This window comes from Tritonibacter aquimaris, from assembly GCF_009617595.1.
In the GTDB taxonomy this organism is placed as follows: domain Bacteria; phylum Pseudomonadota; class Alphaproteobacteria; order Rhodobacterales; family Rhodobacteraceae; genus Epibacterium; species Epibacterium aquimaris.
Map to the genome: position 1 here is coordinate 397608 of NZ_WIXK01000004.1, position 15386 is coordinate 412993.

Below are 15386 nucleotides of genomic sequence, written 5' to 3' on the forward strand. Positions count from 1 at the left end.
TGCTTTCTCCTTACGCCGATTCACCAAGATAGGCTTCGCGCACCTTGGGATTGCCGCGAATGTTTTGCGGATCATCCTCAACCAGCGGTGTCCCCTGCGCCAGAACCGTGATCCGATCCGCAAGGGAGAACACCACATGCATGTCATGCTCGATAATGGCGATGGTAATGTCGCGTTCGTCCGCGATCTGTTTCAGCAGGTCGATGGTGTTGTTGGTATCTGCGCGCGCCATGCCGGCGGTTGGTTCATCCAACAGCAAAAGCCGTGGCTCCTGGCTGAGGCACATGCCGATTTCCAGCCGCCGTTTGTCACCACGTGACAGGGATGCTGCATTCATATGGCGTTTGTCGGCCATATTCATTTCTTCCAGCATATGTACCGCTTTTTCCAACACATCCTTCTGCGACATCACATTGGAGAGGGCGTTCATTTCAAACGCCCCATCCCGTTTTGCGAAACAGGGGATCATCATGTTTTCCATAACACTCAGATCGCCAAATATTTCGGGTGTTTGGAAAACGCGGCTAATGCCCATCTGGTTGATTTCAAACGGCGCGCGCCCCAGCACGGATTGCCCGTCAAACATCACCGATCCTGTATCTGGGATCAGTTTACCCACAAGGCAGTTCAGCAGGGTGGATTTGCCCGCGCCATTGGGGCCGATGATGGCATGAACCGAATTTTCCTTGATGGAGAGGTTCACATCCGACAGCGCTTGCAATCCGCCAAACCGTTTGCCGACATTTTTGACTTCGAGAATTCCCATGTGTCAGCTCCTTATTCCGCGGGTTTGGTGTTGTTTTGGCGCTCGCCGTCGGACCGTTGGAACCGGTTCTTGATGCGACGGCCACCGTCGACCAGGCCACCGGGCAGATAGATCACCACCAGCATAAAGATCACACCGGTTGTAATGTGCCACTGCTTGCCCACAAACAGGTTGGTGATGGCGATAAAGAAGTCAGACATCCCATCGGGCATGAAAGAGAACCAGGTTTCCAGCACGCCTTTGTTGATCTTGGACAGGATGTTTTCCATGTACTTCAGCACACCAGCACCAAGCACGGGCCCGATCAGGGAGCCTACGCCGCCAAGAATGGTCATGATCACAACCTCACCGGACGCGGTCCAGAACATGCGCTCTGCACCCACCTGGGTATCCATCGCCACCAGCAAACCGCCCGCCAGACCAGCATACATGCCAGAGATAACAAAAGCCGCCAGCGTGTAAGGCTTGGAGTTCAGGCCAGTGTAGTTCATCCGCTGCTGGTTGGATTTTACCGCCCGCAGCATCATGCCAAAGGGGGAGCGGAAGATGCGGATCGACAGATAGAACGCAACCAGCATTGCAATGGCCGCAATGTAGTAGCCCGCATTAAAGGTGAACTGCCATCCGGCAAAGTCCAACTTGAAGCTTGACCCCATTTCCAGACCAAACAGATGGGCTTTGGGGTTTGCCCCAGGTGCCAGCGGTGCGTCCAGAATGCGCGGATCTGCAACTTTGGGCTGCAGGCCCGTTTCACCACCGGTGAGGACGCCGCCAAAAAGCTGCCCGAACAGGTCGGAATAGGCCAGCTGGTACATCATCATGGCAAAAGCCAGGGTCAGGATCGAAAAGTAGATGCCTGAGCGACGCAGAGAGATCCAGCCCACAAGAAAGCTGATCAGACCAGCCACAACCACAGACGCGATGATCGCAGGGACCACGTTCATTGTCAGCAGTTTCATCATCCAGATGGCAGCATAAGATCCGACACCCAGAAAGGCCGCGTGACCAAAGGACAGATAGCCGGTGAGGCCAAACAGAATATTGAAGCCAACCGCAAAGATCCCAAAGATCACAAAGCGCTGCATCAGATCCGGGTAGCCTGCGTTGAACTGCGACATTGCGCTGTCTGCGGGGAACGGGTTTAGAATGAAGGGGGCGAAGAGCGTCAGTATGGCCACTACAATGAGCAGACTGAGGTCTCTTTTTTCGAGTTTGAACATGGTCTTAGTCCTCCATCACGCCTTTGCGACCCATCAAACCACGCGGGCGGGTGAGAAGAATGATAATTGCAACCAAATAGATGATGACCTGGTTGATGCCTGGGATGATTTCGATCACTTCGCGCATGGAGGCAAAGCTTTCGAGGATGCCCAGCAGAAAGCCTGCCAGAACCGCACCGGGGAGCGAGCCCATGCCGCCAACCACAACAACCACAAAGCTGAGCACTAGAAAGTCCATGCCCATGTGATAATTGGGTGAGTTGATCGGCGTGTACATCACCCCTGCAAGACCTGCCACAGCGGCGGCGATGCCAAACATGATGGTAAAGCGACGGTCAATGTTGATACCCAGAAGGCCAACGGTTTCGCGATCCGCCATGCCTGCACGAACAACCATGCCAAAGGTGGTGAACTGCAAGAAGGCAAAGACTCCGCCAATCACCAGGGCTGCAAAGAAGAAGTAGATGATGCGCCAGTAGGGGTAGATGATCAGGTTTGGATCAAATCCAAGCGCGGCGCCAAAATCAAGCGAACCTTTGAACGCCTGAGGTGCAGGTGTTGGGATCGGGTTGGCCCCGTAGAAGTATTTGATCACTTCCTGCAACACGATTGCCAGACCAAAGGTCACCAGGATCTGGTCTGCATGTGGGCGTTTATAGAAGTGCTTGATCAAGCCACGTTCCATAATGACGCCAACGCAGATCATCACCGGGATAGCAAAGAGCAGCGACAGTGGAACTGCCCAGTCGATAATGGCATCACCTGTTGAAACACCAAAGATATCATGCACATAAGGCACTTCTACTTTCAGCGGGTTGCCGAGAAAGTCCTTTTGGGTCTCATCGATGACGGTGTGGCTGAAGGTTAGGATGCGTGACAGCGTCACAGCACAGAAAGCGCCGATCATAAACAGCGCGCCATGGGCAAAATTCACAACACCAAGCGTGCCGAAAATCAATGTAAGCCCAAGCGCGATCAGCGCATATGCGGAGCCCTTGTCGAGCCCGTTTAATATTTGAAGGAGTATTGCGTCCATTGTCCCACCCTTTGGAAGTGTGAGTGCAAAAGCCAATCAGGCAACGTGAAGTCACCTAAATCGTCTTTCATGTAGCGGTAAATTAAGAAGCCGGTGGAGAGGGGCGGGGGCCAGTTGACCGGCCCACCGCCCGCAGTTTTCACCTGTATGAAACGGCGGTTGTCCTGCTGCGCTTATGCGCCGTTGTTGCAGGCCCCCAATGCGCCGCCCTGGAACTGCGGGTGGTTCGGGTCATAGGTGACCTGAGCAACCGGAGTGACTTCAACGATTTCCAAGAGGTCGAACTCGGAGGTTGGGTTTTCTTTCCCTTTCACAACAAGCACGTCTTTGAAGCACTGGTGGTCAGCGCCGCGATAGAGTGTCTTGCCGTTGCCAAGCCCGTCGAACTCATAGTCTTCCAGCGCTTCCGCAACTGCACATGGTGCAAAGGAGCCTGCGCGCTCAACCGCGTCTGCATAAAGCAGGGTCTGTACATAGCAGGTATGTGCGGCCTGTGACGGCGGGAAGCCGTATTTGGTGCCGAAGGAACGTACAAAGGCTTTGGAACCTTCATCCTGCAGCGACCAGTGCCAGTTGGTGGAACCGAAGATACCTTTAACATTGGCACCCGCACCCTTCGCCATCAGGCGAGAGTAAAGCGGAACAATGATCTGGAAGTCTTTGCCGTTCACCTGCTTGTCGCGCAGACCGAACTGAACCGCGTTGGTCAGCGAGTTCACCATGTTGCCGCCGTAGTGGTTCAGAACCAGCGTGTCGGCGCCGGATTGCAGAACCGGTGCAATATAAGACGAGAAGTCGGTCTGTGTCAGTGGTGTTTTAACGGCAGCAACCGTTTCCCAACCCATAGCTTCGGTTGAGGATTTTACCGCTTCCTCAGTGGTATAGCCCCAGTTGTAGTCAGCAGTCAGGTGGTAGGCCTTGCGGTCTGTGCCATAGGCATTTGCCAGAACGGGTGCCAGCGCCGCACCGGATTGGTACGAGTTAAAGAAGTGACGGAAGCCATTGGCCCGCTTGTCTTTTCCGGTCGTGTCATTGGAGTGGGTCAGGCCCGCCATAAAGATAACGCCTGCCTCCTGGCAGAGCGCCTGAACCGCCACAGCAACACCAGAGCTGGAGCCGCCGGTGATCATGACGGCACCGTCTTTTTCGATCATCGATTTGGCCGATGCGCGCGCCGCGTCCGATTTGGTCTGGGTGTCGCCGGTGACGTATTTCACCTCTTTGCCCAGAATGCCGTTGCCCTGCAATGCTTTGGAGCTGAAGGTGTTCAGCATGCCGCCGTCGCCTTCGCCATTCAGGTGCTCTACCGCGAGCTGGTATGCGCGCAGCTCATCTGCACCTTCGTCCGCATAGGGACCGGTCTGGGGAACGTTAAATCCCAGGGTGACTGAGCTTCCGGTTGGCTCATTGGTATACGCCGCTGCAGATGATGCGGTAAAAATTGTCGGCAGGGCCAGACCGGCGCTCGTGACCGCACCCGTTCTGAGCACGCCGCGGCGTGATACTTTACCATTATTCATTTTTTTCCTCCCAAAAATGTTGGCACACACAGCTCCTCACTTCCGTGTGTACCGGCACAAACGTGCAAATTAACTATGCGGGCGGTATGTAAAATTGCGCAATAAAACCTTTGATCGAAAGGATTATTATGTAAAGAAATACACAGAATGCGGCGTCAGTTTGTAAATTACCTTACGCGGCGGCGCAGAAAGTGTTTGATAATACTATCTTTGACGGGGAAGTGCAGATGCCGAGACATATGCTGACCGGGAGCAGAATCCGGGAACGTCGCCTGGTGCTGGGTGTGCGTCAGGCGGATCTTGCTCGTCAAGTTGATATATCTGCGTCTTATTTGAACCTGATTGAGCACAACAGACGCAGAATCGGTGGCAAACTTTTGGTCCGTTTGGCGCAGGTGCTCGAGGTGGAGCCCTCGATGCTGACCGAGGGCGCAGAAGAGGGGCTGCTGAGCGCGTTGCGCGAAGCGGGCGCCAGCGCAGCAGCGCCAATCGCAGAGCTTGACCGGACTGAGGAATTTGCCAGCCGTTTTCCCGGCTGGGCCGAGGTTTTAGCATCATCCCATCAACGGGTTGCTGCGTTGGAGCGCACAGTCGAAGTGCTGTCTGACCGCCTGACGCATGATCCTCAACTTGCCGCGTCGTTGCATGAAATGCTCTCAACCGCGGCGGCCATTCGTTCAACAGCGGGCATTCTGGCGGAAAATGATGACCTTGAAACCGAATGGCTAGACCGGTTTCACCAAAACTTGAACGAAGATGCCCAGCGTCTTGCTGACAGTAGCCGCGCGCTTGTGTCCTTTCTGGATGAGGAAAACACGGTCGCGGAAAAACAGGGCATGCCGCAAGATGAGGTTGACCGTTTTCTTTCGGATCACGGATTTCATTTCCCCGCATTGGAGCAGGGGAGCGAAACCCCCGCGTCGCTAATCGCCGCGGCCCCCCAGCTCAAAAGCCAGTCCGCGCGCCAGATTGCCCAACGTTTGTTGGAAGATTATGAAAGCCACATGAACCAGTTGCCGTTGCACCGGCTGCTGGCGGCGGTGTCTGAAATCGGAATGGCTCCCGATCTTTTGGCCTTGCATCTGGGCGTGCAGCTTGAGGTGTTGATGCAGCGCCTGGCTTTGTTGGCAGAAGAGGATCTGGGCAGTGAAATCGGCTGCGTTGTGAGCGATGCGGCGGGGGCGTCGCTGTTGCGGCGGTCGATTGGGAACTTTTCAATTCCGCAATATGGTGCGGCATGTCCGCTCTGGCCGCTGTATCAGGCCTTGAGCCAGCCGCATATTCCTATAAAACAGGTATTACAGCAGCAGGGGCGTGGCGCGCCGCGATATATGTGTTATGCTTATGGTTGGCACGTTGGCGATGCGCGGTTCGATAGCGCCCCACAAGTGCAGGCCGTGATGTTGATTTTTCCACTGCTGGAAGAAGAGGCGAATGCCAATCAGGTTGGTGTGAGCTGTCGGGTTTGTACGCGTGAGGCCTGTGACGCAAGACGCGAGCCTACTATTCTGACCGATGGGTTTTGACATGGGGTGCAGGGCTTTATAGTCTAAAAACGAAAATCAGCGCCGTGGCGGACACGCTGGGGAGGCGGCGCATTGGAGGAAAAGCTGCTGATGAGCAGACAGGTAGTTCTAATTGAGGACGAACCCAACATTACCGAAGCTATTCGGTTTCTGTTGGAGCGGGATGGGTGGCGTGTGGACGCCCATGCCGATGGTGCCTCAGCCACCGATTTCATTTCTAATTCCAATCCAGACATCGTGATCTTGGACCTTATGCTGCCCGGTAAAAGCGGGCTGGATATTGTGCGCGAGCTGCGTGAACGTGACGGGATGGAAGACTTGCCGGTCCTGATGCTGACTGCGCGCGGCCAGCTCAAGGATCGCGAGATGGCCGAAAAGGCCGGCGTGACCCGTTTCATGACCAAACCCTTTTCCAACTCCGAGGTTCTGACTGCAGTCAGAGATCTATGCGCACAGGCCGAACAACGATAATCGCCGCCGATGGGGCGGAACGCAAAGGGGAAATAAAAAGTTCCTTTGTGGATCGACGCACCTATCGCCGCCGCCGCCTGATGGATATTTCGCGGATGTTGCCGGCGTTCGGCTTGCTGTTGTTTGTGCTGCCTTTGATGTGGTTGCCAGCTCCTGGTGCAGAGGTCGGAGCAACCGAGACATCGCGCCCCTTGTCGTCTGTGCTGATTTATGTGTTTTCGACCTGGGTGTTTCTGGTATCGCTTTCGGTCATTTTTGGTGCGGCTGTTAAACGCTGGGCGCAGCATTGGATGGATGATCCAAAACCCAAACCGGATTTAGATGGGGATTTGGGATGGGATCCCTGAATACTTTGGTGCTTGTGTGCCTCGCCTATGTGGCGCTGCTGTTCTTTGTAGCTTTTATCGCTGATTACCTGGCAGTGCGCGGACGCAGCGCGCGCTGGATGCGATCACCGATGGTATACACGCTGTCGCTGTCGATCTATTGCACCGCCTGGACATTTTACGGCGCCGTTGGTAGCGCTGCCCGATCCGGCCTTGAATTCATTACCATCTATCTCGGCCCAACGCTGGTTCTGATCGGCTGGTGGTGGGGGTTGCGCAAACTGGTACGGGTGGGTCGCAGCCAGCGGGTGACGTCAATTGCGGACCTTTTGTCATCGCGTTACGGCAAATCGCACGCACTCGCGATCGGCGTGACCCTATTGGCCGTCATCAGCGTCACGCCTTATATTGCGCTGCAATTGCAATCTATTACCCTGTCATTTGCAATCTTTGCCGAAGCTGACCCCGGCAGCAGTTTTAGCGATACCAATACGGTGTTTGGGGTTGCTGCGGGGCTTGCGGCCTTTGCCATTCTGTTTGGCACCCGAAACCTTAATGCCAATGAGCGCCACCACGGCGTGGTGACAGCGGTTGCGCTGGAAGCGGTTGTGAAGCTCGTTGCGCTGCTTGCGGTTGGGATCTTTGTTGTCTGGGGCATTGCAGGTGGGGTGGGGCCAACGCTTGAAAAAATCGACAGCTCACCCATTGGTACCTGGCAAGTGGATGCAGGGAGGTGGAGTACGCTGATTTTCCTGTCAGCCGCCGCCTTTGTCTGCCTGCCGCGGATGTTTCAGGTGATGGTGGTGGAAAACGAAGATGAGCGCCATCTGCGGATGGCCTCCTGGGCGTTTCCGCTCTACTTGATGCTGATTTCACTGTTTGTACTGCCTATCGCGGCCATTGGTCTGCAAATCATGCCGGAAGGCAGCAACCCGGATCTGTTCGTGCTCGCGATCCCGCTAAGCCTCGGGCAGGAAAACTTGGCTATGCTGTCGTTCCTGGGTGGGTTTTCTTCGGCAACGTCAATGGTGATTGTGGCGGCGATGGCGCTCTCGACCATGGTCTCGAACCATATTGTTATGCCGATCTGGTTGCGCAATCAGACCCCAGGTGCTTCTGTTTCTGGGGATGTGCGCAATGTGGTGATCTATTCGCGCAGGTTGTGCATCGGCGTGATTATGATCCTTGGCTATCTCTATTATCGCCTGACGGGCGGCGGTATCGCGCTTGCATCCATTGGCGTGGTTGCATTTGCAGGTATTGCGCAGATCCTTCCCGCTTTGGTTGGTGGTCTGTTCTGGCGCGGCGCCACCCGCAATGGCGCTTTGGCTGGCATCGCTGTTGGTTTCGCGATCTGGCTCTATTGTATGCTGCTGCCCGCATTGGGGGCGGGGCTGCTTAGCGCGTCTATTATGGAAAACGGCCTTTGGGGCATTTCTTGGCTCAGACCCTACGCCATGTTTGGTCTGGTTGGGGTGGATCCAACTGTGCATGCGGTGTTCTGGTCGCTCAGCTTTAACACGGTTGTTTTTTGCGCGGTCTCTTTGATCGGCTTTCCCAGCCCGTTGGAACGTTTGCAAGGCGCGCAGTTTGTGCATGTGTTTGAACATTCCGCCGGGCCCCGCGGCTGGAGCGGCTCTGTTGCTCAAAGCGAAGACCTGATGGTCATGTCGCAACGTATTTTGGGGGCGCAGGAAGCGCAGGCTTTCTTTGACAAAGAGCGTGACCGCCAAGGCGGACGAGGCGCATTGCCCGAACCAACGCCAAGTTTTCTAGAACGGCTTGAGCGTGAGCTCAGTGGTTCAATCGGTGCTGCGGCTTCGCACGCGATGATTTCGCAAATTGTTGGCGGCTCATCCGTGTCGGTCGAAGACCTGATGGCGGTTGCCGACGAAACGGCGCAGATGCTTGAGTATTCAAGCCAGCTCGAGATGCAATCGTCCAAACTGGAAGACACGGCACGCCAGCTGCGCGACACCAATGAAATGCTGACCCAGATTTCCGCGCAAAAGGATTCGTTTCTGAGCCAGGTGAGCCACGAGCTGCGCACGCCAATGACCTCTATCCGGGCATTTTCCGAGATCTTGCGCGATTCTGACGATATGACGCCGGTTGAAAAGACCCGCTATGCGGGGATTATCCATGATGAGGCCCGACGCCTGTCGCGTTTGCTGGATGATTTGCTGGATCTGAGCGTGCTGGAAAATGGCCAGGTCACGTTGAACTATGACACTGGCAATCTGGCAGATGTGCTTGATCGTGCGGTTTCTACCGCGCTTGCGGGTGTTGATCAGCCGATTGAGGTGGTGCGTGACGCCGCGCCAGGCCGGGTCAAGGTGGCCTCAGACCTCGATCGACTGGCGCAGGTTTTTATCAACCTCATCGCCAATGCCCAGAAATACTGTGACGCGGTTAAACCTAAATTGACCATCCGTGTGCAAAAATATGGCAAAGGTGTTTATGTGGATTTTGTCGACAATGGTCGCGGTATCCCGACGGAGCACCAACAAACAATTTTTGAAAAATTTTCGCGGGTTAGCCCCGAAAAAGCGGGCGGCGCTGGCCTGGGGTTGGCGATCTGTCGTGAGATTATGGAGCGTCTGGGAGGTGATATTACCTATATCCGCGACAAAGGTGGTGCAGCTTTTCGAGTTTCGCTGCCAATAACGATTGAATTGGGCGAATAAGGTGCGCGCGTAAAGACCTTAGTAACCACCGCGCTTTACATCTTAGCTAAAAGGGGCACGAACAGGTGCGGGCTGAATTTGATGGCTGAATCGCAAAAGGCAAATATCGCTGACGACGGGCACTACGTGCTTGCAAAGAAGTTGGCGGCAACCAAAGAGGGCACCAGCGGGCTCAGCAGTTCGCTTACCCTAAAGGCGTTGCGCCGCTCGCTTGCGCGTGCGGCGGCGGATCTATGTGAATTGCCTTTGGGGGTAATCGCAGCGCGCCAGGCCAATAGCATACCCGAAGACCTTCCCACCCATCTGTCTGACAAAGATCTGCTGATCGTTCTTGATGGCCCGAACGGGCGCATTGGGGCGGCGTCTTTGGATGCGGCGCTGGTAACGGCGCTTATTCAGCAGCAGACCATGGGGCAGGTGCTTGGCCTCGGTTCTGATGGGCGCAATTATACGCCAACAGATGCCGCCATGATGTCTGAGTTTCTGGAGCGCACCTTTGAAAGGGTGACCACCATGCTCGAGGGGGAGGCGGATCGCAAGACCTTCTCCGGCTACCGTTTTGGCGCACAGGTCGAAGATGTACGCAATCTGGTAATCGGTCTTGAAGCCGAAGATTACCGGGTGATCCGTGTCACCATGGATCTTGCGGGCGGCATGATGCAGGGCGAACTGGTGCTTGTGCTGCCAGAACCCAAAGCAGAGCCTGCGGAAAACAATGAACTCGAAGGCCGCTCACTTGGAGCAAGCATGGGGGCCATGCGTGCCGAATTGAGTGCGGTTTTGTGTAAGGTTCGCATTCCGCTGAACGAATTTGCCTCATTGCGCATTGGTGACAATATTCCGCTGGATCAGGCGTTTCTTTATGAAACAGATCTTTTGTCGATCAATGGTCAGGTTGTGGCGCAGGGGCGTCTTGGTCAGATGAATGGTGCGCGCGCTGTGCGTATGAACGTCGGCGATGAAAAGAACCTATCGGGCATGATGGATGCGGATGGGTTTGGATCTGCTGTTGCGCCGGCGATGGGCAGCCTTGAGCCGCCCGCAATTGATCTGGAAATCGCGGCGCAGGGCCTGCAGGAGCCGGGCGGCCTTGGCGGTGATCTTGGCGGTGACCTAGGAGGAGATCTTGGTGGCCTTGGTGGTCCGATGGATCTGGGTGGTGATTTGCCACCGCTTGGAGATCTAGGTGATTTGCCGCCTCTTGACGGCGGGCTTGATGGGTTTAGCCCGGATGAGGCCGCGGCAGAGATTTCCGAATTGGCCGGTCTTGGCAGCGATACCTAACCCAATGCACAGCTTACAAAACAAAAGCGCAGGAGAAACTCCTGCGCTTTGTGATGTTTCAGGGATGATTTAATCTGAATTTACGCGAGCGATTCCAGCGTCTGGCGCAGGTTGCTCAGATCATAGCCCGCTTCGGCTGTTGTGTTCAGCACCTGTTCAACCCCAAGATCAGAGGCTTGCCCCAATGCCCAGATCACGGAACAGCGTGTTCCGGATGCGCAATAGGCCAGCACCGGCCCGTCTGCCGCTTCGTAGAGTTCGCGCTGCATTGCCACGTTTTCCATTGTCATGGTCTGGTGGGTTAGCGGCAATTCGGCAAATTTCAAACCGGCGGCTTCAACCGCTGCGCGTAGGGCTGCGGCTTGATGCGAAGGGGGAACCTCTGCGTCTGGGCGATTGCAGATCACGGTTTGGAACCCTGCTGCTTTGATTGCAGGGATATCCTCAACCGCGATTTGCGGAGAGACCGAATAGCGGGGGGTAAGCGTGCGTGCGTCCATAACAGCTCTTTAAGCGTTTGCAGCCTTCTGGTCTAGCTGCATTGCAAGTTTTGGATGCAGAACCATGCCAACAATCATCGCGATGAAAAAGATGGCACCACTGACCCCTTGAAAGCTCAGAGAAGCAATTGCAGGCCCAGGGCAAAGGCCAACCAGACCCCAGCCAACCCCAAAGCACAGCGAGCCGATCACCAGTTTTTGATCAAGCTGTGCGTTTTGTGGCTGCATGATTTCAGCGCCGGTTAGTGCAGTGCGCCCATAGGCCAGACGCCAGGCAATCGCCATTGGCAGCAGCGCGCCGCCCATAACAAACACAAGCGTTGGGTCCCAGGCGCGCGACAGATCAAGGAAGCCCTGAACCTTTGCAGGGTTGGTCATGCCCGACAGGAACAAACCCGCACCAAACAGGCCACCAGAAAGCGCGGCGATCAGAAAACGCATCATGACAAAGCTCCAAAGATGTGACGCAGGGCGGCAACCGTCAAAACGCCTGCGCCGATATAGATGAGAGTGGCGACAATGCCGCGGATCGACAGGCGTGACATGCCGCAAACCCCGTGACCGGAGGTGCAGCCATTGGCCAGCCGTGTGCCTGCACCAACCAAAAGGCCCGCGGCGATCAACATCGGGATGTTATTTGTGACATGCGCAGCCTGATCAATATTTGCACCAAAATGCAGCAAAGCTGGCACAGCAATAACGGCAAGGACAAAAACAGCACGCTCCAACAGGAGCTTTGGGTTGGAGGCAGGAGTCAGCAAGCCGCCCAATATGCCGCTTGCCCCCATAATGCGACCGTTTCCAAGGAGCAAAATCGCACCAGCAAGGCCGATCATGCCACCACCAAGTGCACCCCAAAGGTAGTCACTTTCCATATCTTAACCCTTCTTTATGCTTGATCAGAGCATGCATGCGGCCTGCATAGTCGAACAGGCGCATAGATCTCTGGCGATGTTATTGTAGATGAATCCGAGGCTGCCATTTTCTGGGCCAAGCCCACGATGCGTGTTTCGGGCGTAAAAAATCTCAACGCGGTTGCGCCGGGTCCGAAGCTGTAGGCTGCTTTGCCTGTAGAGTAGCGTTTGAATGCGATGTCCGGACACATGATTCATTTCCTGAATTCTTGCCCACATATATCGATAATAGAATTTGTTTCAAGCCACGTGCCTAGTTTTTGACATTTTTCGCCATAAAAAATCCGAGGATGAGCAACTTAGGGTTGATAGGTGAGTCGCTTCTCATGTTAAGGTAGGTTTAACAGCTGCCGAGCGCCCGAACGAACATTCAAAACTTTGAAATTTTATTTTGTCGGGTATGATGAAATTACATGAGTGTAGGGAGGACACATCATGACTTCGAAGGAACTGATGAACTACGCCGCAGAATTGGAACAGCAGATCTTGGCTGCACCAACCAGCGGTCGCCTGAGCTATCAGCCGAAATTGCGCGCGGTTTTGCGCGACATTCGTCACAGCGGATCAGACATTCCATCTCGGCTGCGGCGATTGGACGTAATGCTTGAAGAGCAGGCTGCGGAGCAGCTCTTCGATAATATGCCTATCTGAATTATGCCTGCGTAAAAGGTATTTTGGATATTATACTTTAGTCTGAGTTTTGGGAGTTTTCTCCCGAAACTCAGATTAATAGATCAGCTTAATCGATCTACGTCCCACAGGTTTCAGAGTGCAAACAGCAGTGCTGTTGTTTGTCCTTAAGCCAAGAACAAACCCACAACCACAAGCCCAAGCCCAAGCGCCGACAACAACAAGGTGCCGAGGTTGATCGGGATGAGTTTTTGAACCTCGGCGCGCAAGTCGTCGTCGCTTAGATTTTTGCGTTTCGCCAGCGCGACTTTGACCACACAATACATCAGCCCCAAAAAGCCGATAAGTGTAACTGCGGTACCAATCCAGACCAAGTTTTCCAATGCTCGTCCCCGTTCATACGCATAAGGTGCGAAGTGTTTGGGCGGTTCTAGGGGCTTGGGCGGATCTTTGCAACAAACTCCTTTGCTGCCCACTGCTTGTGGATCGGTCTTGCGGCGATCTGCGCTCCCTTGTATCCAACTGTTTGAACCGGACCTGAGGTCACAAATAGAGCAGGATATGCAGGGAGCAGACCATGGATATCACCGAAGACGAAAAAAGCGAAAGCTACCGGGTAACAGCGGGTGAGCTGCGCCAATTCATCGAGCGTTTTGAACGGCTGGATGAAGAGAAGAAATCGCTGGCAGAACAGCAAAAAGAAATCATGTCCGAAGCCAAGGCTCGCGGATACGATACCAAAGTTATCCGCAAGGTGATTGCGCTGCGCAAACGCGACAAAGACGATATCGCCGAAGAAGAAGCGGTATTGGAAATGTACAAAGAAGCGCTGGGTATGACCTAAGGCCAATTGCCGCCTGCGTTTGGCGCGGGCGGCAGCTTAGGATGCGCTGTTGGGCTCAAGCAGCCGTTGGTAAAGCGTTTCCAGAAACAGTGAGGCGCTGTCAAAAGGATCATCCTGTCCCATCAGGCTGCGCACCTGGACATCAAAATCCGCATAGTGCTGGGTCAGCGCCCAGATCGAAAACAACAGATGATGCGGGTGGCAGGGTTTGAGCTTGCCTTCATCCATCCAGCGCTGCAGCAGGCCGGTTTTTTCGTCGACCAGATCCTTCATATCGCCAGATATTGTCTCCAGCAATCGGGGCGCGCCTTGCAGGATCTCATTGGCAAACAGGCGGCTTTCGCGTGGATAATCTTTGCTCATCTGGATCTTGCGCGCGACATAGGCCTGAATTTCGGTCATCGGGTCACCTGACGGATCAAGCTCCTTAAGCGGGTCGAGCCAGGTGGACAAAAGATCGGAGAGGACGGCGGTAAAAACCGTTTCTTTGCTGGGATAATAATACAGCAGATTGGCCTTGCTCAGCCCGGCTGCTTTGGCGATCTGATCCACGGTAGCACCGCGAAAACCATGCGACGAAAACACTTCAAGCGCGGCATCTTTGATCAAGCCGCGGTTGCGTTGTTGAATTCGGGTCGTGGCTCGGGGCTGCGACATCGGGTACAGAAGGCTCCGTCGTGATGTGGATCTGAAACAGCGGTGATATATATTATTGGCATTTTGTCAATTTTTTCCGGGCCAATAGGTAACTTTGTTTCATAGGCCGGGAAAATACCTAGTCATTCCATGAAACGGTGCAAATAGATGTGCGCAGGGTGGATATGGCGCACGTGCACCCTGTGCCCGCATTGCGTGTGCGACGAAATCCCATGTGGCCCAGAACAGGGCCACATGGGCTTAGGCTTAGGTATTGTTGCGGTTTTTGATGAGGTCATCGACGACGGAGGGGTCGGCGAGTGTTGAGGTGTCGCCCAGGGAACCAAAGTCGTTTTCGGCGATTTTGCGCAGGATGCGGCGCATGATTTTGCCGGAGCGGGTTTTTGGCAGGCCCGGAGCCCATTGGATCACATCAGGTGAGGCAATCGGGCCGATTTCGGTACGCACCCAGGTGCGCAGCTCTTTGTAGAGCTCTTCTGAGGGCTCACGATCGTTCATCAAGGTGACATAGCAATAGATGCCCTGACCCTTGATATCATGCGGGTAGCCTACCACGGCGGCCTCGGCGACGGCGGCATGGGCCACCAGCGCGCTTTCGACCTCGGCGGTGCCCATGCGGTGACCAGAGACGTTGATCACATCATCGACGCGGCCGGTGATCCAGTAATCGCCATCTTCGTCGCGGCGGCAGCCATCACCGGTGAAGTAGTAGTTTTTGTAATCCGAGAAATAGGTCTTCTCAAAGCGCTCGTGATCGCCCCAGACCGTGCGCATCTGGCCGGGCCAGCTGTCTTTCATGCACAACACGCCTTCGACGCCATTGCCGGTGATTTCTTCGCCCGACTGCGGATCCAGCACCACAGGCTGCACCCCAAAGAAGGGTTTCATCGCAGCACCCGGTTTGGTGGCATGGGCACCGGGCAGCGGCGTCATCAGGTGGCCGCCAGTTTCGGTCTGCCACCAGGTGTCAACGATGGGGCAATTGCCTTTGCCAACCACATCATT

General features: G+C 54.9%; 17 protein-coding genes. 7 read left to right on the forward strand and 10 right to left on the reverse strand.

Annotated features, from left to right (window positions below; translation table 11 throughout):
- Window positions 1-10: 10 nt before the first annotated feature.
- From GG681_RS10225 to GG681_RS10240, 4 genes are all read right to left on the reverse strand, one after another.
- Window positions 11-766 carry an ABC transporter ATP-binding protein gene (locus GG681_RS10225; protein WP_153547722.1) on the reverse strand — a complete coding sequence of 252 codons (756 nt, stop codon included), beginning with the start codon at window positions 764-766 and terminating at the stop codon, window positions 11-13.
- 11 nt (window positions 767-777) lie between these two features.
- Window positions 778-1986: a branched-chain amino acid ABC transporter permease gene (locus GG681_RS10230; protein ID WP_153547724.1), complete on the reverse strand. Its 1209-nt coding sequence runs from the start codon at window positions 1984-1986 to the stop codon at window positions 778-780.
- 4 nt (window positions 1987-1990) lie between these two features.
- Complete coding sequence (locus tag GG681_RS10235; protein WP_153547726.1) at window positions 1991-3022, reverse strand: branched-chain amino acid ABC transporter permease; 1032 nt, start codon at window positions 3020-3022, stop codon at window positions 1991-1993.
- Window positions 3023-3195: 173 nt separating this feature from the next.
- A complete protein-coding gene (locus GG681_RS10240) occupies window positions 3196-4542 on the reverse strand; it encodes a substrate-binding protein (protein ID WP_153547728.1) in 1347 nt (448 codons plus the stop codon).
- A gap of 227 nt (window positions 4543-4769) precedes the next feature.
- Here GG681_RS10240 and GG681_RS10245 point away from each other — a divergent pair, with 227 nt between their 5' ends.
- The 5 genes from GG681_RS10245 to GG681_RS10265 all read left to right on the forward strand — a co-directional run bounded on the left by GG681_RS10245 (window position 4770) and on the right by GG681_RS10265 (window position 10836).
- Complete coding sequence (locus tag GG681_RS10245; protein WP_153547730.1) at window positions 4770-6068, forward strand: helix-turn-helix transcriptional regulator; 1299 nt, start codon at window positions 4770-4772, stop codon at window positions 6066-6068.
- A gap of 90 nt (window positions 6069-6158) precedes the next feature.
- Window positions 6159-6539 carry a response regulator transcription factor gene (locus GG681_RS10250; protein ID WP_153547732.1) on the forward strand — a complete coding sequence of 127 codons (381 nt, stop codon included), beginning with the start codon at window positions 6159-6161 and terminating at the stop codon, window positions 6537-6539.
- 47 nt (window positions 6540-6586) lie between these two features.
- Window positions 6587-6886, forward strand: coding sequence for a hypothetical protein (locus GG681_RS10255; protein WP_328593335.1), 300 nt, complete (start codon window positions 6587-6589; stop codon window positions 6884-6886).
- Window positions 6874-9552, forward strand: a complete 2679-nt coding sequence (locus GG681_RS10260; protein ID WP_153547736.1) for a sensor histidine kinase — start codon at window positions 6874-6876, stop codon at window positions 9550-9552. Before GG681_RS10255 ends, GG681_RS10260 begins: the two co-directional genes overlap by 13 nt.
- A gap of 81 nt (window positions 9553-9633) precedes the next feature.
- On the forward strand, window positions 9634-10836 hold the full coding sequence (locus GG681_RS10265) for a flagellar motor switch protein FliM (protein WP_153547737.1): 1203 nt from the start codon (window positions 9634-9636) through the stop codon (window positions 10834-10836).
- An 80-nt stretch (window positions 10837-10916) separates the two neighbouring features.
- Here GG681_RS10265 and GG681_RS10270 read toward each other — a convergent pair whose 3' ends face one another.
- Genes GG681_RS10270 through GG681_RS10280 form a run of 3 tightly spaced genes read right to left on the reverse strand, consistent with a single transcriptional unit; the run spans window position 10917 to window position 12211 of the window.
- Window positions 10917-11336 (reverse strand): TIGR01244 family sulfur transferase, encoded by a 420-nt coding sequence (locus GG681_RS10270; RefSeq protein WP_153547739.1) that lies wholly within the window; start codon window positions 11334-11336, stop codon window positions 10917-10919.
- Window positions 11337-11345: 9 nt separating this feature from the next.
- The gene (locus tag GG681_RS10275; RefSeq protein WP_153547820.1) at window positions 11346-11777 is read right to left on the reverse strand and encodes a DUF6691 family protein; all 432 of its coding nucleotides are present in this window, start codon (window positions 11775-11777) and stop codon (window positions 11346-11348) included.
- Complete coding sequence (locus GG681_RS10280) at window positions 11777-12211, reverse strand: YeeE/YedE family protein (RefSeq protein ID WP_153547741.1); 435 nt, start codon at window positions 12209-12211, stop codon at window positions 11777-11779. The genes GG681_RS10275 and GG681_RS10280 overlap by 1 nt, the downstream gene beginning before the upstream one ends.
- A gap of 474 nt (window positions 12212-12685) precedes the next feature.
- Here GG681_RS10280 and GG681_RS10285 point away from each other — a divergent pair, with 474 nt between their 5' ends.
- Complete coding sequence (locus tag GG681_RS10285; protein WP_153547743.1) at window positions 12686-12901, forward strand: hypothetical protein; 216 nt, start codon at window positions 12686-12688, stop codon at window positions 12899-12901.
- A 146-nt stretch (window positions 12902-13047) separates the two neighbouring features.
- Here the strand turns inward: GG681_RS10285 and GG681_RS10290 are convergent, their stop codons facing one another.
- A complete protein-coding gene (locus GG681_RS10290; protein WP_153547745.1) occupies window positions 13048-13263 on the reverse strand; it encodes a hypothetical protein in 216 nt (71 codons plus the stop codon).
- 194 nt (window positions 13264-13457) lie between these two features.
- Here GG681_RS10290 and GG681_RS10295 point away from each other — a divergent pair, with 194 nt between their 5' ends.
- On the forward strand, window positions 13458-13724 hold the full coding sequence (locus tag GG681_RS10295; RefSeq protein ID WP_153547747.1) for a DUF2312 domain-containing protein: 267 nt from the start codon (window positions 13458-13460) through the stop codon (window positions 13722-13724).
- A gap of 36 nt (window positions 13725-13760) precedes the next feature.
- Here the strand turns inward: GG681_RS10295 and GG681_RS10300 are convergent, their stop codons facing one another.
- Window positions 13761-14381: a TetR family transcriptional regulator C-terminal domain-containing protein gene (locus tag GG681_RS10300; protein WP_153547748.1), complete on the reverse strand. Its 621-nt coding sequence runs from the start codon at window positions 14379-14381 to the stop codon at window positions 13761-13763.
- A gap of 246 nt (window positions 14382-14627) precedes the next feature.
- Window positions 14628-15386: AMP-binding enzyme (locus GG681_RS10305; protein WP_153547750.1), on the reverse strand; the 759-nt coding region annotated here is incomplete at its 5' end.